Origin of the sequence: Streptomyces sp. ATCC 21386 (assembly GCF_018728545.1) — a bacterium.
Classification (GTDB): Bacteria; Actinomycetota; Actinomycetes; order Streptomycetales; family Streptomycetaceae; genus Streptomyces.
Genome location: NZ_JAAVVL010000001.1, coordinates 6,330,981 through 6,354,342 on the forward strand (window position 1 = coordinate 6,330,981; position 23,362 = coordinate 6,354,342).

The window sequence follows — 23,362 nt, forward strand, 5'->3', positions numbered from 1 at the left end:
GACCTGCCGTCACGCCGGTCTTGACCGAGGCGTCCGCGCACAGCAAGACGGCGGCCGGCTCGAACCGCGCGCCCCCACGTCGGGGCAGGCAGTCGTAGTGGTCGATACGGAAGCATGCCTGGCCGGTGGCGACGGTCATAGGCGGCGAAACGCATGTACGGCGCCAGGCTCCTGCGGTCTTGGAGCAGCCACCGCACCACACCCGCACTTGACACGACCGCTTATCGGCAACAGTGTATCCATTATGAGTACCTGGTCTGAGCCCCAGCCCGATTCCCGGTTTGTCGTGGTGGACGGCCTGCGGATCCACTACAAACGCGCGGGGCACGGGCCGGCGCTCGCACTGCTGCACGGCAGCGCGTCGTCGCTTCAGCACTTCGACCGTGCGGCGGACCTGCTGTCGGAGTCGTTCGACGTCATCCGCCCCGACCTGCCGGGGTTCGGCCTGACCGGCCCGAGGACGGACCGCGACTACCGCATCCCGGCGTACACCGCGACGGTGGCGGAATTCCTGGAGGCACTGGCGGTGCCGCGCTACGCGGTGGCCGGCAATTCACTGGGCGGCAACATCGCCTGGAACCTCGCTCTGGACCACCCGGAGCGGCTGACCGGCCTGGTGCTGGTCAATGCCACCGGCTACCCGGAGAAGGCTGTACCGGCAGGCATGCGCCTGACCCGCAACCCGCTGCTACGGCCTGTGTTGCGGCGGGTGATGCCGCGTGGCGCCATCGAGCGCAATCTGCGCTCGAGCGTCGGGCCGCACTCCACGATCGTGGACGACGCCATGGTGGACCGCGCCCACCAGCTCATGAACCGGCCCGGGAACCGCTCGGCCTTCGTCGACTTCTGCAACACCGACCAGCCCGACCGCAGCGCGCAGATCCCCCGCATCACGGTGCCTACGCTCGTCCTGCGCAGCGCGAGCATCGACGGCCAGCACTTCAGCCGCGACATCCCCGGCGCCGAGGAGCTGGCGCATCCCCACGGCGGTCACCTGCTGCCCGAAGAGGAACCGCAGTGGGTCGCGGACGCGATCGCGACGTTCCTCCGCTCCTCCACCGACACCCCCACGCACTGAGGTCAAGGAGACCCGATTCATGAAGTACTTCGTCGCCTCCGGCGAGGACCGACGACTCACCACCGAATCACGGCAAGCCCTGCGCGGCAGTTTCATCGAACTCTCCGACGGCCTCACGCACTACGAACTGAAGGGCCCCGAGGACGGGGAGCTGGTCGTGATGGCGGGCGGCCTGACCATCCCGCTCTTCTACTGGGACGGCCTGGTCACCGAGCTGCACGCCCGCGGGCTGCGCACTCTGACCTGCAGCGCGTACGGCCGCGGCTACTCGGACCGGGTGCGGGCGCGATACGACGAGACCCTCTTCGCGCGGCAGCTGGCCGAACTGACCGAAAGCCTGGGCCTGACGAGGAAGTCACTGCACATCGTCGGCACCTCCATGGGAGCCCTCGTCAGCATGACCTACGCCGCCCAGTACCTCTCACTGGTGTCCACCCTCACGATCGTCGGGCCCGCCGGTCTCGCGAAACCACGACCGACCGACCCTCAACGGCTACTGCGCAGCGATCTGCTGGCCGGTGTCGTCGCCCGGATGCGCGGCCGCCAGATACTCCAGGGACACCTCGGACACAACGTCCGCGATCCAGAGCTCGGCGCGAAGCTGACGGACATGGTCCTCGACACCTTCCGCTTCGAGGGCTCGCTGTATGCGGTCTTCGACACACTGCAGCACCTGCCGCTCTCCGGCCGTGACGACCTCTTCCGGCAGACGGGCGCCCTGGGCATTCCCACACTGCTCCTGTGGGGCGACGAGGACGACGTCACGCCCCTGACCCACCTCACCGCGGCTCGTGCCCTCCTGAAGCCCCAGGAGCATCACGTGATTCCACAGTGCGGTCACATGGCCCCGTTCGAACGTCCGCGGCACGTCGCCGATCGGATCGTCCCGTTCGTGGCCGCACGCACCGAAAGGCTCGACTCATGAACCACCCGCAGGTCATCGACGTACTGGTCATCGGTGCGGGACCTTCGGGATCCGCCCTGGCGATCGACCTCGTCCGCCGGGGACTCGACGTACGGATCGTCGACAGGTCCCCCCATGCCTTCGACGGCTCCCGCGCCAAGGGCGTCCAGCCCCGCAGCCTCGAAGTCCTCGAAGACCTCGGTGCCCTGCCCGACGTGCTGGCCGGCGGCAGCACGTACCCCAAGCTCGGGATCCACGCCGGCCCCCTGGCCGTGCCATGGAAGATGTTCACCCACCGGGAGGCGACTGCGGACGTCCCGTATCCGAACACCTGGCTGATCCCGCAGTTCCGCACGGACCGCGCACTGCACGCCCGGCTCAGCGAGCTCGGCCAAGAGATCGAGTTCGGCAGGGAACTGATCGAGCTGACGCAGGACGAGGACACGGTGGTCGCGAAGGTGGCGGGCGCGGACGGCACGGAGGAGATCGTCGCCCGGTACGCCGTAGGCGCCGACGGCGGTTCCAGTACGGTGCGCAAGCAGCTCGGCGTCGGTTTCGTCGGGACCACGGACGAGAGCGACCGGATGCTCATCGTCGACGCCTCGGTGACCGGTCTGGCCCGCAACCGGTGGCACATGTGGCCCGGCCGGGGCGGCAGGTTTATCGGCGCCTGCCCGCTCCCCGACAGCGACATGTTCCAGTGGATGATCCGTCTCACGCCGGACGAGGAACCGCCTGCCAAGAAGGACGACATCGTCCGGCGGATCCACCGGCACACCGGCCATCGGGGCATCCAGTTGCACGACATCCACTGGACGTCGGTGTTCCGGCCCAACATCCGCCTGGCGGAGGATTACGGCCGAGGGCGAGTCTTCCTCGCCGGTGACGCCGCGCACGTCCACACCCCGGCCGGCGCCCAGGGCCTGAACACCGGCCTCCAGGACGGCTACAACCTCGGCTGGAAGCTCGGCCAGGTCCTCGCCGGGGCGGACGCCACGCTGCTCGACACCTACGAGGCCGAGCGGCAGCCGATCGCCGCCGGGGTCCTGGGCCTGTCCACGGCGAAGTGGGGTGGCGTCGCCAAGCTCGACCCGTCGAGCATGAAACGGGGCAAGGACGAGCAGCAGCTCGCCCTGACGTACTACGGCGGCCCCCTCGCTCCCGCCGACGGCATGCGCACCGGGACACTGCGCGTGGGTGACCGCGCCCCGGACGCCCGACTGCTCGGTGCCGACGGCGCCGAGACCCGGCTGTTCGAGGTTCTCCGCGGGCCGGACTTCACCGCCCTCGCCTACGGCCCCGGTGCCGCCCGAACCCTCGAACAGCTCGCCTGGCCGACCGCGGGCGCCCAGCTGAAACGGCTCACCGTCGGCCCGCCCGCCACCCACGGCCTCACCTTCTCCGACCCCGAGAACACACTGCGGCGTGCCTACGGCCTGACCGGCGACACGCTGCTGCTGATCCGTCCCGACGGCTACATCGGGCACATCGCCACCCGCGACCTCCTCAGCACCACACAAACCGCCGTCCGGGCGATGACCCCACAGGCAAGGAGCCGCACCATGCCCCAGCAGAGCCACCCCTCCCCCGGTTCGGGGGCCACCGCATGAGCCGCACACTGCTCCGCGGAGCGCGAGTCATCACGATGACGCCGGGCCGGCCGGACGCCGAGCGCCTCGACATCCTCGTCGGCGGCGACCGCATCGCGGCCCTGGCCGAGAACATCGAGGCGCCCGACGCCGAAGTCGTCGACTTCTCCGGCCGCATCGTCATCCCCGGCCTGGTCAACGCCCACCTGCACACCTGGCAGACCGCGCTGCGCTCCGTGGGCGCCGACTGGACGCTGATGCAGTACCTCACCCACCTCCACGGCGAGTGCGTAGGGCACTACACCCCGGCCGACATGCACATCAGCAATCTCGCCGGCGCACTGAACCAGATCAACTGCGGTACGACCACCGTCGGCGACTGGTGTCACAACGCCCTCTCGCCCGAACACGCCGACGCCGCCGTCGAGGGCTTGACCCACGCCGGGATCCGCGCCGTCTTCCTGCACGGTACGGCCTACCGCTCGCCGGACACCCCCCACCCCCTCGCCGAGATCGACCGGCTGCTCGACGGCCCCCTCCGCGACCGCGCCCTCCTCACCCTGGGCATGGCCCTGCAGGGGCCGCAGTACTCCTCGCCCGACACCGCGTTGGCCGATTTCCGAGCCGGCGCGGAACGCGGCCTCGTCGTCTCGATGCACCAGAGCGGCGGAGAACCGTCCCCCGGCTGGGAAGCCGTGCGCGCCGCCGGGCTGTTCAGCCCTCTGACCAACATCGTGCACGGGATCGACCTCCCCGACGACTGGATCAAGACGCTCGTCGAGGCGGGCGTCACCTTCACCAGCACACCGGAGAACGAACTGGGCCAAGGACACGGCACACCCATCACCGGGTCCCTGCTACGCCTGGGCGCGGCGCCCTCCCTGGGCACCGACATCGACACCGCCGTGCCCGGCAATCTCCTCACGGCCGCCCGCATCGCCCTGGCCCACCAGCGCAGCCTGGACCACGCCCGACATCGACAGACGACAGGCATGCACGCCAACACCGCTTCGGTCACCGCCAAGCAGGCGCTGGCCTGGGCCACGGTGGAAGGAGCGAAGGCCCTGGGCCTCGCCGACCGGGTCGGCCGGATCGAGGTGGGCATGCAGGCCGACCTGGTCGCCGTCGACGCCCGGGCCCTCAACCTGTGGCCGGCACACGACCCGGTCGCGACGGCCCTGCACGCCGACATCGCCAACATCGAAGCCGTGATGGTCGCCGGCACCTGGCGCAAACGCGATCACGCCCTGCTCACGTCGCGACTCGACGAGGTCAAGGACCAGCTCCGCGAGTCCGGAGAGCGGCTGTTGCGCAGCACCCGGCTCGCAGGCAACCAGAGCTGACACCCGCGCAGCCTTCGAGCAGGAACCGCGCCGACGCGCACGGCGTTCCGTATTGCCACACCACCTTCGGGAAACCTCGAAGAGGCCGCACTGCCGGAACTGGGCGGAGAACCAGTGCCCGGCCACCGGCGCGTTCGGCAGTGACCCCGGGGGGTTGTCGCCGTTGCGGGGGTTGCCGCCGTAGGTCGGGACGCACATGCGGTCGAAGCCCTTGCCCTCGTCGTTGGGGACGGCGGCGCTGGAGCCGTCGGACTCCCCCCGGCGGCTTCACCCACACGTAGGCGTCGATGCCGACGGCCGGTGCCGCGGTGGGTCGTTCGCAGGGGGCCAGGTCTCCTTCGGCTTCCAGGCTCCTACAGCGGCAGCTTCGCCAAGCCGGCCGCGTCAGCCTGAACGGCACTTCCTGCACGACCGAGTGACGTATTCAGGACGCATCTGTCCACCCGGAACCCGCCCACCAGGCCCTCGTGCCGGAGGGGCGGGTGCCGTCTTTCTCACCAGCGGACACGAGCGGTCTTCGGGCAGGAGGTCTCGGAGCCCGAGCGAGGACCGATCTCGAAAAGGTCGATCGCTGTCAGGCTCATGCGCCGGAACCGAGTCGGCGCCTCGCTCGGAACGGCCTGGTCGGAACCGCCCGGACTCGGCGATGTACATCAACAACGCGGCCGGTGTGAAGGAGTCGACGCGCGAAGCCGTCCGACAAGCCATCAAAGAGCTGGGATACGTTCCCAATCTGGCGGCGCGCTCACTGGCCGGACAGCCGACCGATGCCGTCGCGCTCGTGCTGACGGAGCCCGACTGGCGCGTGTTCGCCGAGCCGTTCTTCTCGGAGATCGTCCGCTCGCTCGGGGACGCGCTGGCGGACACCGGGATGCAACTGCTGCTGACCCTGGTCCGCTCGGACACCGACCGGAAACGCTTCCTGGAGTACGCGCGCGGCGGTCGGGTCGACGGAGTTCTGCTGTTGTCCGTGCATGCGGGCGACCGACTGCCGGACATGCTCGCCGAGGCACGACTGCCGACCGTGATGCTGGGGCGCCGCTCGAGCGACGAGTACGTCAGTTACGTGGACGCGGACAACGTGGGCGGTGCCCGCAGCGCCGTCTCCCACCTGCTGGCGCGGGGCCGCAGAGCGATCGCCACCATCACGGGGCCGCTGGACATGCACGTCGCCCAGTGCCGACTGCGCGGCTACCAGGATGCTCTGACGCTGGCCGGCTCGGGGTACGAGGAGTCCTTGGTCGCCGAAAGCGACTTCACGGAGGACAGCGGGCGCCGCGCCATGGCAGAACTGCTCGAACGGCACCCGGAGATCGACGGGGTCCTCGCCGCGTCGGACACCACGGCGGCGGGGGCTCTGAAAGCACTGCGTGCGGCCGGACGGCGCGTGCCGGAGGATGTCGCCGTGATCGGGTTCGACGACTTTCCCCTGGCTCAGCGCACCGATCCGCCCCTGACCACTGTGCGTCAGCCGCTGGAGGAGATGGGCCGGGCCATGATCCGGCTGCTGCTGGAGGACATGGACGAGCCGTCGGTGGCCTACCGTCATGTCATCCTCCGTACAAAGCTGCAGGTCCGCGACTCGGCCTGAGGAGCGTCGGTGTCCGCCGGGCGACCCGGGCCGGAGACAGTTTCGGGAGCGCTCCCATCGCCGCTCTGGCAGCCAGCTCGGCTGGTCCAAGACGCTGGCCCGGGAAGTGGCGGCCGACGGCGTCACCTGCAACGTGGTCGTCCCCGGCCGAATCGGCACCCGGCGGACCAAGTTCCTCGACCAGGCCAAGGCCGAGCGGGAGGGCAGGTCCGTCGAGGAGACCGCCGCCGAGAGCCTCGCTCCGATCCCCGTGGGCCGCTACGGCGAACCGCGCGGAACGCCACCGGGACATGCTCACTTCTGTGGAGCTGCCGCTGACCACGGAGCGGGATCTGCCCGAAGGAGCGGTCCGTTTCCAGAACCTGTCCTAGCGATCATGTCGCTCGGTCAGGCCTCGTCGCGCAGATGGGCAAGGCCGCCGATAAGAAGTTCGAGCCCGAAGGAGAACTCGTCCTCGATCGGAACCGGCATCACCCCGGCCACCGTCACGGTGGCCGGGAACAGGTCGGGATCCACGCTCTGAAAGACGGCTGCCGTCCGTGCCGCGTCGTCGGGTTGTTCCGCGCCGGCATGCCCGTTGACCTGCACGGCGAACCCGAGGACGTAGCGGGCCACGGTCGCGTACGCGTACGCGGCCACTCGCGGTGGGAAACCACTGTCGAGCAGCACCGCGACACAGCGCTCCCGCAATGCCATGGCGTTCGGTCCCAGGGGTACCTGCTCGACCAGCAGGCGGGCCGCGTTGCTGTGCCGGGCCAAGGCGTCGAACATGGTGTGCGCGACCGTCCGCAGCGCCCTCTCCCAGCCCAGCGCGAGGAGTTCGTCACCGTTCAGCTCCACGCTGCCGAACATGCGGTCCACGACATGCGCGACCAGAGCTGCCCGGTTGTCGAAGTGCCGGTACAGCGTCGCCGTGCCCGAACCCAGACGCTGGGCCAGCGTCCGCATCGAGAGAGCGTCGGAGCCCTCCTCCTCCACGATCCGCAGTGCGGTGGCGACGATGCGCTCCAACGGCACGGGCGGCCGCCCCGGAGAACGCCGTGCCGATGCCCTCGCGCCTGTCGGCGCAGAACCAGCTTCTGCCACGGAACGTCCGACCTCCTCCGCCAGCACCGTAACAGCAACACCGTAGCCGATACGAAGACCGCCGGTCGGGCGAGGTGCTTGATCAGTCCCCCGGCACTTGCGCAGTACGGGTCGGTGAAGCGTCGGTCGGGGTCGAGCCGGTTGCGCAGTGCGGTGAACTCGTCGTCGCCCGACACCAGGTGGAGGGTGTTGACGCGTTCGCAGACCCTTTCCGGGGAGTGCACAGCGCGGCCGTGGCAACGGCGGCCGGGCGGAACGACGCTCTTCTCGGGTCGGACGGGGCGACCGTCGGACGGATCGGCGAGCGGATTGGCGGTCCGAGGGCGTCGTCGTCCCTCATCGGCCGGTCCCGGGGCGGGGCATGAGGCGCTCCCGCCGCCGCAGCCCCTTGGCTTCGGCGATGGGCAGGACGAGGCGCATCAGCCCGGGGAAGACGCCGGCGATCCGCTGGACGCGGCCTCCGAGGGGCGGGAAGACGACTTCGACCGGCTTGGCGGCGATGGCGTCGACGACGGCCCGGGCGATCCGCTCGGGTGCGTAGGGCTTCTCCGCGAAGGCGATGGCGCTGGAGGGGTCGGCCATTTCCTGCTCGAGCATGCTCGTCCGGGTGGACGGCGGATGAATGATCGTGAAGTCCAGCGGCCCGTCGCGCTCCTCGATGGCGACGCTGTGGTGAAAGGCCCGCAGCCCGTACTTCGAGGCGCAGTAGGTGGCGTATCCGGGCAGCGGCAGGAACGCGGTCATGCTGCAGACGTTGATGATGTGACCGTGGCCCTGCGCGGTCATCCGCTCCAGTGCCGTGCAGACCCCGGTGATGGTGCCGAGGAGGTTCACCTCGACGATGTCCCGGTGCTGCTGCTCCCGGAGGTCGCGTGCGACTCCGGTGTGGGTGATGCCCGCGTTGTTGACCAGTACGTCGACCCGTCCGAAGGCGGCCTCCGCCGCCTCGAAGGCCCTGGCCCACCCGGCGGAACTGCGGATGTCCAGCACACAGGCGGCGGCCCGGTCACCGAGGCTGAGGGCGCGGCTGACGACAGCCACTTCGTCGATGTCGGTCAGCATCACCCGATGGCCGCACGCGACGGCGAGTTCCGCGATGGCGGCGCCGATGCCGGCCGCCGCGCCGGTCACGAGGACGACCTGCTCCTGCTCAGTTCTCCGGCCCATGGCCACAGACTCCTTCGTTCATGGCGCTTCGGCGTCGTTCGTCACCGAAGGCGTCACGGCCGCACGCAACGGGGTGGGTCACAGCCGTGCCATCTCGATACGGCCGCCGCCCAGCGCGGCGGCGCGGACGGGATCGTCCGTCGGGACGGTCGCGGCGAAAAGAGTGCGGCCGTCATGACCCGCCACCAGGCAACTGAGGGTCTGCCGGCTCGTCGCCACCCGATCGAGGACACGGCCGCCCTCTGCCACGCGCACGCATTCGCCACGCAGGGCGTTCGCCACCCAGATCGTCTCGCCGTCGGCGTCCCAGGCGATGCCGTCCGGTGCGACGGGTGACGCGGAACGCTTCGCTACGGCGGGACGGTCCAGGAGGGCGGAGATCCTGCGGGTGATGCGTCCGGGCAGCCCCGGGTGGTTCAGCAGGCCCCACAGGACCGGTGAGATCAGCGCGGCCCAGGGCTGTGGGCCGGCGAGCGTGCCGTCGGCGTCGACGGGAAGGCGGATGAGTCGCATGGCGAGTGTCTCGGCCACCATCACCGCCTTGCCGTCAGCCGTGAGGAGCATGCCGTTGGGAAACAGCAGCGGCTCGGTCAGACCGATCAGGCTTCCGTCCGGAGCCAGACACGCGACCGGGGTTCTCGGGGGTCCGGGCGGCGCATAGAGCAGAGAGTTCGGGTGCTTGCGCGTGAAGGCGTGGTAGTCGAAACCGAAGTTTCCGACGTACGCCCGCCCTTGCGGGTCGACCAGCATGTCGTTCACCGGGCCGCCGACGATGTGGCGCAGATCGGCGTGCTCGACCAGTTCGCCGTCCGCCTCCATCCGGTACACGCACCCTCCGTCCATGGACACGACGAGCAGACGGCCGTCGGGAAGCCAGCCGAGCCCGCCGGCCCGGCCCGGCACCTTCAGGACCGTCTCCGGCTCCCCGCTGCCGTCCCAGCGATGCACGGAGCCGTGCGCCAGGTCGGAGAACCACAGAGCTCCTTCGTGCCAGCGCAGGGATTCCGGAACACCGAGGCCGCTCAACGCGACCACTGCCGTCCTTTTCATTCAGCCACTCCTTCAGTGACCGGCTGACGTGGCTCTTCTTCACCACGACCAGGAGTTGGACGCTCGTACAAGACGCTTGACTTGTACGAGCGACCGTCTCATCCTGCGTGAACCGAAGTCAACGTTCCGGCGGGAGCTTCGCGGCTCACATCGGAACCCTCGACGCAGGCGGAGCCCCGGCGAGCGCTCGCATCGCAGTGGAAATCCGGCCACCGGAGCGGTGATCGGCCATGTCTGAGGCCGCGGCGCGGGCCGGAACGCGCCGCCACCGAGAACTCCGAACCCGCAGCTATTCCTTCTTCTCGGCAAGGGTCAGAAGATGCTCGCCGGTCAGACGGAGCACCTCGCGGCTGTCCTCGCTGTTGCGGTCGACCAGCCAGCACAGGATGAGGCCGTCCAACACCGAGTTCAGATAGCGAGCCAGGACCGGTACAGGAACAGTCCAACGGATTCCCTGGGCCTCGGCGGCCTCCGTGAGGAGCCCCTGGTGGACTTCCAGGTAGCTCTGGTACTGCCGACGAGCCAACTCCTCGAAGCCGGCCTGCCGCAGGGCGTAATGGGTGAGCTCATAGGTCACCTGGTGCTCTCCCGGACTGAGTTCCACTCCACCCCAGAAAGCTTCCAGGCTCTCGGAGATCCTCATGCCGAGGTCGCCGCCCTCGGAAATGGCATTGCGCGCCGCTTCGGCACTCCTGGCGGCGAAGCGGGTGAGGACTTCCTGGAGCAGTTCTTCCCTGGAGCTGAAGCAGTAATGGAAGACACCCAACGGCATCTTCGCTTCACTGACGATCGCGCGCGTGGTCGCTTTCGTCACTCCGTCGCGGACCATGACGCGGAACGCCGCTGCGATCAGCTCTTCCCGTCGGTCCTTCGCCGCCATGCGAGGCATGCAGTCCGGTTTCCCCTGTGTGATCGAGACGCGTAGTCGCCCGTACTTTATCGCAGTGTCTTGGACGGTCGACCAACATGCGGCCGAGGGTGAAGGGCGTTCGCGTCAGCTCGGCGCCCGCGACGAGCGCGGGCGCGATTCTCCGGGAGTGCGGCCGAAACGGCTCCGGAAGACCCGGGTGAAGTGGGCCTGGCTGGCGAAGCCCCAGCAATGGGCGACTTCGGCGATCGTCAGATGGCGGGAGCTCGGCTCGGCGAGCACCTGCCGGGCCTTGCCGAGCCGCTGTTCGAGGATGTAACGGGAGGGGCTCACCCCGGTCGGCTGGAAGATACGGCTGAGGTGCCGCGCGGACACTCCGATCGCCTCCGCGACCATCCCCGAGCTCAGCCCGGGGTCCGTGAGGTGCCGGGCTATGTAGTCCTTGGCCACCGCCAGTTGGGAGAGCATGGCGGGCGACGCGGAACCGCCCAGCCTCGGTGCGGCCAGCGTACGGACGAGATCCAGCACGGTGGCCTGCGTGCTGACCGAGTCCTCGCCGCCCTGCCCCGTGACCCAGTCGGCCAGCACCGCCTCCAGTGCGGAAGCCCGGGCACCTTCGGCAGCCGACCCCCGGCCGAGCAGCATCGGTGCGGACACCTCGCCGGGGGCACACTGCGCGGCGAACACCTCACGCGGGATGTCCACCAGCAACTGGCGCATGGGAGAGGGGAACCCGAACAGATAGGGCCGCCTCGTGTCGTACAGAATCAGGTCGCCCGTCTGCAGGGTGACGCAACCGTCCTCGTGGAAGAACACCCCGCCGCCTGCCGTCAACAGCGTGACAAAGATCGAGTCCTTCGGCAGGGTCCGACAGGTCCGTGGGGTCCGTTCGATGACGTGCTCGTTGCCGGCGATCTCGGCCAGCCGCAGGTCTCCCAGCTCGACGTTCGTCTCCGTGGCCAGCAGGCCGTCCCGCGAGTACGACGAGCATGTCAAGCCCACCAGAGCCTGGCGGTTGTGTTCTTCCCAGAAGTCGATGCGGTCCGCCGGGTCGACCGACTGTGTGGACACGCGGGAGACGATAGGCAGGTACACCTGAATCTCCTTTCCGGCCCGTGCATCCCTGATGACTGTGGTGCGGGACTGTTTTTGCCGTGACGACAGGGAGTCGATGCGGCCGCCGGGCTGGGCCTCGCCTCTGACGTGAGGGGCCGTCGGAGGTGCCTGGTGCTGTCTCCGGGCGAGAGTACCCCCGGTGCGCTGCCGCGTCACGGGTCGCGCAGGCGGGGGCACGGCGCCCGAGCCGGGGGGCCCGCCGGCCGGCCGACGCCTGCACGATCGCGGTGAGCCGGGCTCAGCGCCTCCTCCCGCGGTCCGAGGTCGTATGCGTCGCGGTCTCGGCTGACGCCGCGCTGGTGACGAGGTGGTCGAGGCGGTCACGGTGTGCGGCGGGGTCGACCAGGATCTTGACCTGGTCTCCCGGACCGTCCGACAGCGCCTCGAAGCCATGGGGGACCAGAGCGTCGAGGGCGATGGTCGAGGTGACGACCGGTGTCAGGTCCAGCCCTCGCTCGGCGACCAGCCGGATGAGTTCCGGATAGGTGTCGCGGTACCCGACACTGCCGACGATCGACTGCTCGTTGTTGACCAGTGCGAAGGTGTCCAGGGACACCTCCCGGGCCAGACCGACGAGGACGACCCTGCCGCCGCGCCGAGTCGCGGCCAGGCAGGTGCGCAGGGCGCTCTCAGAGCCGACCACTTCGAACGCGACATCGACGCCCTCACCCCCGGTCAGCTCACGGATGTGCTCCCCGGCGCCTTCCTCCACGCGGGCGTCGACCAGATCGGTGGCGCCGAGCCCGGCGGCGCGGTGCAGGCGAGTCGGGGAAACGTCGACGGCGACGATGCGCCGCACGTTGCGTTCCGCGGCGAGCCGGACGGTGAGCAGACCGACCGGGCCCAGGCCGACCACCGCCACCGTCTCGGGCAGGGCCCCTGCGCGCCGTAGGGCGTGCAGGGCGACCGAGGCTGGTTCGAAGAGCGCGGCCTGCTCCAGCGACACGGTCTCGGGGAGGCGGTGCGCCATGTAGGCGGGGACGGCCGCGTACTCGGCCATGCCGCCGTTCCCCATCAGCCCGGCGAACCCGAAGTGCCGGCAGATGTTGTACTCCCCTGCCCGGCACCGTGGGCACGTCCCGCACCGGTAGTTCGGTTCGACTGCGACCCGGTCACCGATCGTCAGGCCGGTCACCGACGGTCCGAGGGCCTCCACCGTCCCGCAGAACTCGTGGCCGAGGACGAGCGGAGCCGTGGCGCCGGAAGCCGGATGCGGCTCCGCGACGGGGATCGCGTGTGGTCCGTCGACGTACTCGTGCAGGTCACTGCCGCAGATACCGCAGTAGGAGACCTTGATGAGCACCTCACCGTGCCCGGGTGCGGGAACGTCCACCTCTGCTATCCGGACGTCCCTGGCTCCGTACCAGACAGCGGCCCGCATACGCCGCGGGTCGGCCCTCATTCGGCCGCTCCCGCCACCGCTGCGCCCGAACCGACCGCAACCGCGGCCCGCTCGGCCCGTCGGCGCAACACCCGCGGCGCGGTCTCCCGCAGGCCGAGGGAGAGCAGGACGACGCCGACGGCGCCGCCGGCCGAGATGAACATGGCCGTCTGCAGGCCCCAGACGTCCGACGCGCGCCCGGCGATCATCGGGGCGAGGAAGCCACCGGCCAGCTCACCGACTCCCATGACCAGCCCGAGTGCGGTGGCCAGCGCGCCACGGGGCACCGTCTCGGCGGGGATGGTGGCCATGAACAGGGTGAAGCAGCCGAGCCCGGTGTAGGTGAGCACGATGACCAGGCCCAGCATCACCGGATCGGTGACGTAGACCACCGCGAGCGGACACAGGGCCGCTGTCACGGAAAAGCCGATCATGGTCGGCTTGCGGCCTATGCGGTCGGAGACGGCCGGGGTGAGGAACCCCCACAGCACCCACCCCACTCCCAGGCAGGTCATGACTCCGCTCATGGTGCCCGGGGAGAAGCCCTTGACGGTCAGCAGGTACGTGGGGGTGAAGGTGACGATGACGATGAACCAGGTCAGGTAGCAGCACGCGACCGCCATGCACAGGACGATGTTGCGGTGTCGCAGAACCTCCCGCACCGACGGCCTGGGGGCGGCCGTCGTCTCGGGTACGGCCTCGGCATCGGCGGCGGCGACCTGGACCCGGCCGCCGGGCGGGACCTCCCTGACCGACTTGGCGATCCAGACCGCGATGAGCAGACCAGGCACGATCGTCACGAGCAAGGCCGTGCGCCAGCCATGGAGCTCGGCCAGCCACACCACCGCCAGCGGGGCGAGGATCCCGCCCATCAGGCCTGCCGACGAGCCCTGGAGCAGCCCCATGTTGAGCCCGCGACGGCTCTCCCGCGACGCCTCCACCATCAGTGACTGGGCCAGCGGCAGCACGGCTCCCTCCGCCACACCCATCAGGGCCCGGGCGACGAGGAGACCGAGGAAGCCGGTCATCAGCCCGCCCGCCGCGGAGAAGCAGGAGAACAGGACCACCGCGGCGATCAGAATGGGTTTGCGTCTTCCGAGCTTGTCCGAGAGACGGCCGGCCACCAGCCCGGACAGTGCCCACGTGAGGGCCAGCACTCCGGACAGTGTGCCCAGCTCGGTGTTGGACAGATGAATGTCCTTGCTGATGAACGGGGCCAGGAACGGCAACGCCTGGCGGTCGAAGAAAACGAAACCGAAGGCCAGGAAGAGGATCAGCAGCAGCCGGTTCTCATAGCGGCGTGCAGTGGTGTCGACGGCCGCGGGCGGCGCTTCCGCTTCGGGCCGGACTCGGGTACGGAGACGTGGCATCGGAACCTCGTTCGAGCGATGGGACCGGGGTCACCGGAAGAGTGAGTTGACGTAGTCGGCACCGATGCCGACCTTCTCGTAGTGGTTCCGGCACAGCTCGATGTAGTCGTGGACATCGAAGTAGCCGACCGTTCCGCCGTCCTCGTCCAGCCAGATCAACGGACCCTTGACGATGAAGAACGCCTTCATCGGCTCGTCGCTCTCGTAGGCCACCAGTGTGTGTCCCTCGCCCGGGGCCTCGTAGACGAAGTCACCGGTGGTCGCGGTCCAGGGCCGCTCCAGGTAGCCCCACTTGCCGGAGATCGTGTACGCGAACACCTCGTGCGGGTGGTAGTGCCGGTTGACGAGCCCGGCTTGCTTGGCGCAGAGGATGTCGGCCCAGGAGTTGTCCTTGACGTTGATCCACAGCGGGCGCGAGCCGACGGTCTCGCTGAGCGGTGCGTAGTACCGGTCGTCGTCGGTGGCCACCTGGGACAGGTAGACCTCCGGTTGTGCGTCGGGCTTCACCGAGTCGGTGATCGGCTTGAGGCCCTTCCAGAATTCCGACCTGGCTTCCTCGGGCATGTTGCGGCTCCTTTTCGTCGAGGTGGCCGACAGTGAACCCCTAGAGCCGTGGCCAGGTCTTTCCCATAGGAGACATGGCGGATTGCCTGTTTGGGACATGCGCGGGCCCACCACCTCTCCGCGGTCGGAGCGCCCCACGTCGACTGCACCACAGCGAACGGCGGCCACCGCCATCGCCATCGGCATCGGCATCGGCATCGGCATCGGCATCGGCATCGGCCTGACGCTACGGATCCGCCGCCTCCACCGCGCGGCACTGGAGGACCGGGCCGCACGCCTGGAGACCGAGCGGTAACCAGCGCATCCCGCTGCCGACGGGGGCGCAGCGCCTCTTCGTGGTTCGACTTGGCGACCGGTTCCAGCACGCCCGACGCGTTGGAGGTCGCGAGGATCAGGACGCGGGTACGGCCGCCGACGCCTGGCCGTCGGGTCCAGCTGCAGCAGATCGGCCCGGTCGAGTTCACCGGCCCCTTGATGCATCCGTCGCAAGGAGTCCGTGGTAGAAGACGATCTGGCGGAGCCGCTCGGCGTCGTCGATCCCGGAGTCCGCCTGTCGCACACCCTGGTTCGAGCCTGCCGCGGCGTCCACCTCACAGGCGTCGTTCGTCGGCCTCGCGCTCTTCCCGAACAGACCTGCCTCGGCCGCATGCCGGGGTTGCCCGCAGTCCGGCCCCGGGTGCACGAGAAACGAGCTTACTTGACACCTGTCAGATTGCCACTAATCTGACAGGTGTCAGAGGTTGTTCGTGACGGACATCCCCACCGTCCCGACCGGCTCGGGGGACCTGGCTCTCGACGCCGGTCCGAGGAAAGGGCTGGCAGGTCTCGACGAGCGGCCCCCGCAAGCCGTCGCCGCGCTGCTGAAGCAGGTGGAGACGACCCCTTCCTGGGTCGACCCTCTGATGCTCCACCGGCGTGAGTCTGTCCGTCCCGCCCCTGTGGTTCGGTCTGATGACGAGCTCCGACGAAGCAGCCGTCCGACACATCACCGCACGTTCCTGCTCCTTGACCACTTCTGGAGACTTCGTCATGTCGCAAACGTCCTACGACACACCGGCCGCGGCCACCGTGTCCCCGCTCCCGTCCTCCGGCGCACCACCTCGCCATCGCTGGTGGATTCTCACCGTCATCGGCGTAGCCCAGCTCATGGTGGTGCTCGACTCGACGATCGTGAACATCGCCCTGCCCTCGGCCCAGAAGGACCTGGGCTTCTCCGACGGCGACCGGCAGTGGGTCGTCACCGCCTATGCCCTCGCCTTCGGCAGCCTGCTGCTGCTCGGCGGACGCATAGCCGACCTGTTCGGCCGTAAGATCACCTTCCTGGTCGGACTGGTCGGCTTCGCCGGGGCCTCCGCCTTGGGCGGCGCCGCGAACGGCTTCGAGGTGCTGGTCGCCGCGCGCGTCGGTCAGGGCCTGTTCGGGGCCTTGCTCGCACCGGCCGCGATGTCGCTGCTGACCACGACGTTCACCGACCCCAAGGAGCGCGCCAGGGCCTTTGGTGTCTACGGCGCCATCGCCGGCGCCGGCGGTGCCATCGGCCTGCTGCTCGGCGGTGTGCTCACCGAGCACCTGGACTGGCGCTGGACCCTCTACGTCAACCTCGTCTTCGCCGGTGCGGCGTTCCTCGGAGGTGCCCTCCTTCTGCGCCGTTCCCACCGCGACAAGACCACCAGCCTGGACATCCCCGGCGCCATCCTCGTCGGTGGCGGCCTGTTCAGCCTGGTCTACGGCTTCGCCAACGCCGAGAGCCATGACTGGAGTTCGCCGCAGACATGGGGCTGGCTGGTCGCCGGAGTCGTCCTGCTCGCCGCGTTCACCGTGTGGCAGACCAGGTCTTCCCATCCCCTGCTGCCCCTGCGCGTGCTGCTCGACCGCAACCGCGGCGCCTCCTTCATGGCCGTGCTGATCAGCGGCGCCGGCATGTTCGGGGTGTTCCTCTTCCTCACCTACTACCTGCAGCAGAGCCTCGGCTACTCGCCCATCGAGACCGGGCTGGCCTTCCTGCCCATGACCGGCGCGCTGGTGATCAGCTCCGCCCTTGCCACCAGCGTGCTGATCCCCCGCATCGGCCCCAAGCCGGTGGTCCCGCTCGGCATGGGCCTGGCCGCCACCGGCATGGTCTGGATGACCGCCCTCGACCTGCACAGCTCCTACGCCACGGACATCCTGCCTGCACTGGTCGTGGTGGGTCTCGGCCTGGGCCTGGTGATGCCCCCTGGCATGAGCCTCGCCGTCACAGGCGTGGACGCCGAGCACTCCGGGGTCGCCTCCGCCACCGTCAACGCCATGCTGCAGGTCGGCGGCTCGATCGGCACCGCCCTGCTCAACACCCTTGCCACCAGCGCCGCCACCGACTACCTGACCGGCAAGGACCCCAGGGACCCCGCTGTTCAGGCCCATGCGGGCCTGGAGGCCTACTCCACCGCCTACTGGTGGTCGGCCGTCTTCTTCGCCGTCGGCCTGGTCGTCAGCGTCATCCTCTACCGACGCGGCGTACCGGAGCACGACCCCGACGCCTCCCCCGTCGTACACATGTGACGCCCCGAGCAGGAGCCGAACCGACCCGAGGCACCGGGTCGGTTCGGCTGCTCATCGGAGACGGGCGCAGGCTGCCCCGATCCGCACTCCCGCGGACGGTCCCGAGAGCACCGGCATCCCTGTCGGTGGGGTCAGCTCGTCACGCGGAAGGTGGCGTCGTTGCGTCCTGTCGCGGTGGTGATCGGGTCCAGCCGCAGTTCGTAGGCGTAGTGGCGGATGTAGCGGTCGGGGTGGTTGTACGACTGGAACGACGACCAGGTCGAGTCGGCGAGGCCGGCAACCTGGCGGAAGGTGGCGTCCGCGGCGAACTGGCTGCTGCCGTCGTTGTAGACCAGTTGGAAGTCGTAGTTGGAGTGCCGCAGGAAGTACCCGGGGAAGTTCACCGACTCGAAGGAGACGGTGCCGGAGCCCGCCAGGCCGGGCCTGAGCCGGAACTTGGCGTCCTCGCTGGTGATGTTCTGGTCGATGCGCACGTCGAAGTTGGCGTGCCGCACGTACCGGTCCTGGAAGTTGAACGACTGGAGCCGCTGGGCGAGGGTGTTGGACCAGCGTGTGAGGACGCGGCTCTCCTCGGCGGCTGTCAGGTTCAGGATCGAACCGTGCCGCTTCTTCGTTCCGCCCATGCTGTAGCTGCCCGACGCCGGAATCCGGTAGGTGCCGGGGCTGGACGGGTTGGTCGTCATGACCGGCATGTAACCGCGCCCGCTCGCGTACTGGTCGAGGTACAGGGTCCACTCGTTGCGGTCGCGGAACTTCATCCACATCGGGCCTTCGACCTGGGAACCGGTCAGGCCGATGCCGGAGAGGTTGCCGAGGTTCGTCCAGGTGCCGAGGATCGAGTTGCTGCCCTCGAGCGTGATCTGGCCGTCGCCGGAGGCACGCACGTAACGGTAGTTGCCCACACCGGCCGGCAACTCGACGATCTGGGTGTCGATGAGTTCCTGAGTGCCGGGACGCTCGATGTAGGTCTGCGGGGTGGTGACGGTGCGGAAGTCGCTGGTGCGAGCGTAGAAGATGCGGTGCTTCGTCGCGCCGTTCAGGGGCACGTTCGTCGCCCAGTACAGGACGTAGTCGTTGGTGGCCGGGTTCCAAATGGCTTCCGGTGCCCACGCGTTGCGCCCGTCGGGGATCGCGCCCGCGACGTTGAGCAACCACGGCTGCGACCAGTTGACCAGGTCCGTGGACTCCCACACCACGAGGTTGCGGCTGCCGTCGTTGATGGCCTGACTCCACGTCTGCCCGCAGCCGATGCACAGGTCGGTCGCGATGATCCAGTACTTGTCACCGCCCGGGGAGCGGACCAGTGCGGGGTCACGCACCCCGCGCGTGCCGACGTTGGAGCGCAGGGTCATTCCCCCGCCGTTGAGGTCGTTCCAGTGCAGGCCGTCCGCACTGTGCGAGAAGTAGATCTGCTGCCCGGTCGCCCCCTCCCCGATGAAGTGCGTCATCAGATAGCCGGGGTCGGCGGCGGCCGCCCGCTGAGGTGTGGTCAGGACTTGGGAGGTGAAGAGCAGACAAGCGGCGACCAATATCGCCGCCAGCCGTGCGAGAACAGCGGACATGTACATCTCCCGTCGTTGTGCCATGCCACCGCCGGGTGAGGGGGCAGTGGGGGGCATGGATCGCTCGGTGTCGAGGGGACGGACGCGGCTACCGGGCGGCCTTTCCCCAGGGGCTAGGGGCCTTCGGAGGGTCACAACGCCAGCACCGGTTAGTTCGAATCCTCGAACAATGTTCGTAAAGTCGGGCAGAGTTAAGCGGGAGGAAGACGGAAGCGTCAATACCTCTGACACCTGCGGTTCACGGGGCCCGAGGGGCGGCCACCCTCGGCAAGCGCGGTGACGCAGCACGCGGTCCGGCCCCTGAGGGGCGATGGTTGCGTTGCACGGATGCGAGCATGCGGGGCACTTCCTGGTGCCGTCATCGCTGCCGCCGATCGCCAGTGGTTTCCACCTGTTGCGGGCACTCAACAGCGACACACAGCCGACCACGGCGAACCCGGCCCTGCCCTGTGTCACCTCGGCACCCCTCGGCACGCCACGGCCGAATTCCCCTCGCACGGACCTTGACACCTTCTCACCGAGCGGCAAAGAATTCCCGCTGCAAACACAGGAATGAAACGATTCAAAATCGTCGGCGTCGCTGCGTCCCCTCTTCCTCGGCCTCCAGAACACGACGCCCCGCAAACCCCACATCACCGCACATCACCGCACATCGCCATACATCACCGCACATCGACAGCAGGAGCCCACATGTCCTCTGTAACGCGCCGGTCCATCCTGTGCTCCGCCATAGCCGTGGCGCTCACGCCCACCCTCGGCTCGGCGCTCCTGCCGGGGCTCGCCGCCCCGGCGTCGGCCGCCGTCTCCTGGACCGCGAAGTGGATCTGGGCTCCGTCCAGCTCGACGAACCAGTGGGTGGCATTCCGCAGATCCTTCACCCTGGGTTCCGCGCCGTCCAAGGCGGTGACGCACATCGCGGCGGACTCCAAGTACTGGCTGTGGGTCAACGGCACGCTCGTCGTCTTCGACGGACAGCTCAAGCGGGGCCCCGACCGCACCGGCACCTACTACGACGAGATCGACCTCGCGCCGTACCTCACGAGCGGCCGCAACACGGTGGCGCTACTGGTGTGGTACTTCGGTAAGCAGGGCTTCTCGCACAGCAGCAGCGGCAAGGGCGGTCTGCTGTTCCAGTCCGACATCACCACAGGTTCCACCACCACCCGGCTCGTCAGCGACACCGGCTGGAAGCACATCGTCCATCCGGGCTACTCCAACAACACCAGCGGCACCCAGGTCAACTTCCGCCTGCCCGAGTCGAACATCCACTACGACGCACGCAACGCCACCGCCATGACCGCCTGGGAGTCGGCCGGCTACGACGACAGCGCGTGGAGTGCCCCCACCGACTTCGGAGCCGCCGGTGCCGCGCCCTGGAACGGTCTCGTCCGGCGGCCCGTCCCACAGTTCCGGTACTCGAGCCTGAAGTCCTACGGCAACGCCTCGTCGCTTCCGTCCACGGGACAGGGCGCCACCGCCATCACGGCCACCTTGCCCTCGAACCTCCAGGTCACGCCGTATCTGAGGGTGGACGCTCCGGCCGGCGCGGTGATCGGCGTGCAGACCGACCACTACGCCGACGGCGACGGCCTGACCGGCCTCACACCCGGGGCGGAGAACAACATTCGCGCCACCTACGTCTGCAAGGGCGGGGTCCAGGAGTTCGAGGCGCTGGCCTGGATGAGCGGCACGGCGGTGAAGTACACGATCCCCACCGGTGTCACCATTCTGGATCTGAAGTACCGGGAATCCGGCTACGACACCGACTTCGCCGGATCGTTCAGCAGCAACGAGGCCTTCTTCGACACCCTGTGGGGCAAGGCGGCGCGCACGATGTACGTCAACATGCGCGACACCTACATGGACTGCCCCACCCGCGAACGCGCCCAGTGGTGGGGCGATGTGGTCAACCAGCTCAAAGAAGGCTTCTACACCTTCGACACACGCTCCCACGCCCTCGGCGCCAAGGCCATCGCCGAGCTGACCGCCTGGCAGAAGCCGAGTGGCGTGCTCTACTCGCCGATGCCCTCCACCATCTGGACCGCTGAACTGCCCGTCCAGATGCTCGCCTCGGTGTGGGCCTTCGGTACGTACCACCTCTACACGGGCAACTCCGACGCGGTCGCCGGCACCTACCCGGCGGTGAAGGCGTACCTGAACCTGTGGAGCCTGGACTCGGCCGGGCTGGTCAACCACCGGGCGGGGGACTGGGACTGGGAGGACTGGGGCACCAACATCGACGCCCGCCTGCTGGACAACTGCTGGTACTACCTGGCCCTGGGCACGGCCATCACCCTCGCCGGCCTCAGCGGCAACAGCGGTGACGTCGCCGCATGGCAGGCCAAGCGCGACAGCATCAAGGCCAACTTCGACCGCGTTCTGTGGGACACGTCCAAGAACGAGTACCGCTCACCCGGCTACACCAAGGACACCGACGACCGCGGCAACGGTCTCGCCGTCGTCGCCGGCCTCGCGCCCGCCTCCCGACACCGGGCGATCACCGAGGTGCTGCGCACCCACCTCAACGCCAGCCCTTACATGGAGTTCTACGTCCTGGAAGCCCTTTACCTCATGGGAGCGGCCACCGTCGCCGAGGAGCGGATGCGCAACCGCTACGCCGCCCAGGTCGCCGACCCCGCCTGCTACACCCTGTGGGAAATATGGGACAAGTCCGGTGGCACCGACAACCACGCCTGGAACGGTGGCCCCCTGTACGCGCTGTCCGCCTACGCCGCCGGCGTCCGTCCCACCAAGCCCGGCTGGACCACGTACGACGTCATCCCGCAGACCGGCACCCTCACGAAGATCAACACGGTCACACCGACCGTCAAGGGCGACATCCGCTTCGGCATCACACGCGACGGCGACCAGGTCACCCTGACCCTCACCTCCCCGAGTGCAACAACCGCGCGGGTGGGTGTTCCGACGTACGGCGGCTCCTCACCGGTCATCAAGGCCAACGGAACCACGGTCTTCACGGGCGGCGCCTCCACCGGGAGCGTCTCGGGGCTCAGCTACGCGAGCAAGGACTCCTCGTACGTCTACTTCACCCTCCAGCCGGGCAGCTGGACGTTCACCGTCGCCGGCGCCGGCCGCCTGGACAATCTCGCCCTGGGTCGGCCCGTCACCAGCAACAGCAGCCTGGAGAACGGCGACTGGGGCAGGAACCGGCTCACCGACGGCAAGCTCACCAGCGTGACCGGCGCCAGGGGCTACACCAGCATCGACTTCCCCTCCGCCGATGTCAGCGCGAACCCCGTCTGGGTGGAGATCGACCTCGGCGCCGACACCGACGTCGACGCCGTGCGGCTCTTCCCGCGCACCGACACCCCGGCGGTCGGCGGCGGCACGGCGGGCTTCCCCGTCGACTTCACGATCCAGACCCGCCCCGAGGGGTCGAGCACCTACACCACCGTCCGCACGGTCACCGCCGAGCCCAACCCGGGCGGGCGCGTGCAGACGTACGGCTTCAAAACCAGGACCGCCCGCTACGTCCGTCTGCAAGCCACCAAGCTCGGTACCCCTCCCGTCGACGAGACCACCAAGTACCGGCTGCAACTCGCCGAACTCGCCGTCCCCACCGCCGCGACCGCCGTCAGGGCCAACTACACGCTGGAGAACGGCGACTGGGGCAAGACCCGGCTCCTGGACGGCACCACGACCAGCGTGTCCGGCGCCAGGGGCTTCACGAGCATCGACTTCCCCTCCGCCGGCGTCAGCGACACCCCCGTGTGGATCGAGATCGACCTCGGCGCCGACCGGGCCATCGGGTCCGTCACTCTTCACCCCCGCACGGACACCGGCGCAGCTGGCGGCGGAACAGCCGGCTTCCCGGTCGACTTCACGCTCCAGACCCGCCCGGACGGATCCGGCACCTACACCACGGCTCGCACCATCACCGCCGAACCCAACCCCGACGGAGCCGCTCAGACCTACACTCTCACGGCCGCCACCGGCCGCTATCTACGCCTGAAGGTCTCCAAGCTCGGCAAGCCCGCCTCGGACGAGTCCAGCAAGTACCGCCTCCAACTCGCCGAGATCCGCATCAAGTAGCAGGCCGTCCCGAAACGGGCAGGCGGCGGTCAGGTCATTCACCACGACCTGACCGCCGCTTCTCCGGAGAGAGCGACGACACGGCCAGGCGGTGACAAGCGG

Annotated in this window: 17 protein-coding genes and 1 pseudogene; 8 read left to right on the forward strand and 10 right to left on the reverse strand. The window is 68.9% G+C overall.

Annotated elements, in window-relative coordinates:
• Nucleotides 1-244: 244 nt before the first annotated feature.
• From GWK25_RS27155 to GWK25_RS27170, 4 genes are read left to right on the forward strand one after another with little or no spacing between them, the layout of a single operon-like run.
• Entirely contained in the window at nt 245-1,078 is an 834-nt protein-coding gene (locus GWK25_RS27155) for an alpha/beta fold hydrolase (RefSeq protein WP_215453877.1), read from the forward strand.
• Between the two features lie 19 nt (nt 1,079-1,097).
• On the forward strand, nt 1,098-2,003 hold the full coding sequence (locus GWK25_RS27160) for an alpha/beta fold hydrolase (RefSeq protein WP_215453879.1): 906 nt from the start codon (nt 1,098-1,100) through the stop codon (nt 2,001-2,003).
• Nucleotides 2,000-3,592, forward strand: a complete 1,593-nt coding sequence (locus GWK25_RS27165) for an FAD-dependent oxidoreductase (protein WP_215453881.1) — start codon at nt 2,000-2,002, stop codon at nt 3,590-3,592. The genes GWK25_RS27160 and GWK25_RS27165 overlap by 4 nt, the downstream gene beginning before the upstream one ends.
• Nucleotides 3,589-4,914, forward strand: coding sequence for an amidohydrolase family protein (locus GWK25_RS27170; protein ID WP_215453883.1), 1,326 nt, complete (start codon nt 3,589-3,591; stop codon nt 4,912-4,914). Before GWK25_RS27165 ends, GWK25_RS27170 begins: the two co-directional genes overlap by 4 nt.
• A 90-nt stretch (nt 4,915-5,004) precedes the next feature.
• On the opposite strand, the pseudogene GWK25_RS43830 reads toward GWK25_RS27170, so the two are convergent.
• Nucleotides 5,005-5,233: pseudogene (locus GWK25_RS43830) on the reverse strand (glycoside hydrolase family 6 protein); the annotation flags it as partial.
• 327 nt (nt 5,234-5,560) lie between these two features.
• On the opposite strand from GWK25_RS43830, the gene GWK25_RS27175 reads away from it, so the two are divergent.
• A complete protein-coding gene (locus GWK25_RS27175) occupies nt 5,561-6,505 on the forward strand; it encodes a LacI family DNA-binding transcriptional regulator (protein ID WP_215453884.1) in 945 nt (314 codons plus the stop codon).
• A gap of 387 nt (nt 6,506-6,892) precedes the next feature.
• Here GWK25_RS27175 and GWK25_RS27180 read toward each other — a convergent pair whose 3' ends face one another.
• From GWK25_RS27180 to GWK25_RS27215, 8 genes are all read right to left on the reverse strand, one after another.
• Nucleotides 6,893-7,522, reverse strand: coding sequence for a TetR/AcrR family transcriptional regulator (locus tag GWK25_RS27180; protein ID WP_215453885.1), 630 nt, complete (start codon nt 7,520-7,522; stop codon nt 6,893-6,895).
• 405 nt (nt 7,523-7,927) lie between these two features.
• Nucleotides 7,928-8,758: an SDR family oxidoreductase gene (locus tag GWK25_RS27185; RefSeq protein WP_215453886.1), complete on the reverse strand. Its 831-nt coding sequence runs from the start codon at nt 8,756-8,758 to the stop codon at nt 7,928-7,930.
• 78 nt (nt 8,759-8,836) lie between these two features.
• Nucleotides 8,837-9,808: an SMP-30/gluconolactonase/LRE family protein gene (locus tag GWK25_RS27190; protein WP_215453887.1), complete on the reverse strand. Its 972-nt coding sequence runs from the start codon at nt 9,806-9,808 to the stop codon at nt 8,837-8,839.
• Nucleotides 9,809-10,097: 289 nt separating this feature from the next.
• On the reverse strand, nt 10,098-10,688 hold the full coding sequence (locus GWK25_RS27195) for a TetR/AcrR family transcriptional regulator (protein WP_215453888.1): 591 nt from the start codon (nt 10,686-10,688) through the stop codon (nt 10,098-10,100).
• Nucleotides 10,689-10,802: 114 nt separating this feature from the next.
• Complete coding sequence (locus tag GWK25_RS27200; protein WP_215453890.1) at nt 10,803-11,747, reverse strand: helix-turn-helix domain-containing protein; 945 nt, start codon at nt 11,745-11,747, stop codon at nt 10,803-10,805.
• A 283-nt stretch (nt 11,748-12,030) separates the two neighbouring features.
• Nucleotides 12,031-13,194 carry a 2,3-butanediol dehydrogenase gene (locus GWK25_RS27205; protein WP_251829059.1) on the reverse strand — a complete coding sequence of 388 codons (1,164 nt, stop codon included), beginning with the start codon at nt 13,192-13,194 and terminating at the stop codon, nt 12,031-12,033.
• Nucleotides 13,191-14,543, reverse strand: coding sequence for an MFS transporter (locus tag GWK25_RS27210; protein WP_215453891.1), 1,353 nt, complete (start codon nt 14,541-14,543; stop codon nt 13,191-13,193). The genes GWK25_RS27205 and GWK25_RS27210 overlap by 4 nt, the downstream gene beginning before the upstream one ends.
• Nucleotides 14,544-14,573: 30 nt before the next feature.
• Complete coding sequence (locus GWK25_RS27215; protein ID WP_215453892.1) at nt 14,574-15,107, reverse strand: 2,4'-dihydroxyacetophenone dioxygenase family protein; 534 nt, start codon at nt 15,105-15,107, stop codon at nt 14,574-14,576.
• Between the two features lie 82 nt (nt 15,108-15,189).
• Between GWK25_RS27215 and GWK25_RS27220 the strand changes: the two genes are divergently transcribed.
• Together GWK25_RS27220 and GWK25_RS27225 are read left to right on the forward strand one after the other, a co-directional pair.
• The gene (locus GWK25_RS27220) at nt 15,190-15,402 is read left to right on the forward strand and encodes a hypothetical protein (RefSeq protein WP_215453893.1); all 213 of its coding nucleotides are present in this window, start codon (nt 15,190-15,192) and stop codon (nt 15,400-15,402) included.
• Nucleotides 15,403-16,136: 734 nt separating this feature from the next.
• On the forward strand, nt 16,137-17,645 hold the full coding sequence (locus tag GWK25_RS27225) for an MFS transporter (RefSeq protein ID WP_215453894.1): 1,509 nt from the start codon (nt 16,137-16,139) through the stop codon (nt 17,643-17,645).
• Nucleotides 17,646-17,776: 131 nt separating this feature from the next.
• Here the strand turns inward: GWK25_RS27225 and GWK25_RS27230 are convergent, their stop codons facing one another.
• Nucleotides 17,777-19,207: a glycoside hydrolase family 43 protein gene (locus tag GWK25_RS27230; protein ID WP_215453895.1), complete on the reverse strand. Its 1,431-nt coding sequence runs from the start codon at nt 19,205-19,207 to the stop codon at nt 17,777-17,779.
• Nucleotides 19,208-19,897: 690 nt separating this feature from the next.
• On the opposite strand from GWK25_RS27230, the gene GWK25_RS27235 reads away from it, so the two are divergent.
• Nucleotides 19,898-23,260 carry a discoidin domain-containing protein gene (locus GWK25_RS27235; protein ID WP_251829060.1) on the forward strand — a complete coding sequence of 1,121 codons (3,363 nt, stop codon included), beginning with the start codon at nt 19,898-19,900 and terminating at the stop codon, nt 23,258-23,260.
• Nucleotides 23,261-23,362: the final 102 nt, after the last annotated feature.

Coding starts and splice junctions, on each gene's coding strand:
- GWK25_RS27185 (WP_215453886.1), bottom strand. CDS start 8,758: ATGGGCCGGAGAACTGAGCAGGAGCAGGTCGTCCTCGTGACCGGCGCG.
- GWK25_RS27190 (WP_215453887.1), bottom strand. CDS start 9,808: ATGAAAAGGACGGCAGTGGTCGCGTTGAGCGGCCTCGGTGTTCCGGAA.
- GWK25_RS27225 (WP_215453894.1), top strand. CDS start 16,137: ATGTCGCAAACGTCCTACGACACACCGGCCGCGGCCACCGTGTCCCCG.
- GWK25_RS27235 (WP_251829060.1), top strand. CDS start 19,898: ATGTCCTCTGTAACGCGCCGGTCCATCCTGTGCTCCGCCATAGCCGTG.
- GWK25_RS27210 (WP_215453891.1), bottom strand. CDS start 14,543: ATGCCACGTCTCCGTACCCGAGTCCGGCCCGAAGCGGAAGCGCCGCCC.
- GWK25_RS27160 (WP_215453879.1), top strand. CDS start 1,098: ATGAAGTACTTCGTCGCCTCCGGCGAGGACCGACGACTCACCACCGAA.
- GWK25_RS27215 (WP_215453892.1), bottom strand. CDS start 15,107: ATGCCCGAGGAAGCCAGGTCGGAATTCTGGAAGGGCCTCAAGCCGATC.
- GWK25_RS27175 (WP_215453884.1), top strand. CDS start 5,561: ATGTACATCAACAACGCGGCCGGTGTGAAGGAGTCGACGCGCGAAGCC.
- GWK25_RS27195 (WP_215453888.1), bottom strand. CDS start 10,688: ATGGCGGCGAAGGACCGACGGGAAGAGCTGATCGCAGCGGCGTTCCGC.
- GWK25_RS27170 (WP_215453883.1), top strand. CDS start 3,589: ATGAGCCGCACACTGCTCCGCGGAGCGCGAGTCATCACGATGACGCCG.
- GWK25_RS27155 (WP_215453877.1), top strand. CDS start 245: ATGAGTACCTGGTCTGAGCCCCAGCCCGATTCCCGGTTTGTCGTGGTG.
- GWK25_RS27165 (WP_215453881.1), top strand. CDS start 2,000: ATGAACCACCCGCAGGTCATCGACGTACTGGTCATCGGTGCGGGACCT.
- GWK25_RS27230 (WP_215453895.1), bottom strand. CDS start 19,207: ATGTCCGCTGTTCTCGCACGGCTGGCGGCGATATTGGTCGCCGCTTGT.
- GWK25_RS27205 (WP_251829059.1), bottom strand. CDS start 13,194: ATGAGGGCCGACCCGCGGCGTATGCGGGCCGCTGTCTGGTACGGAGCC.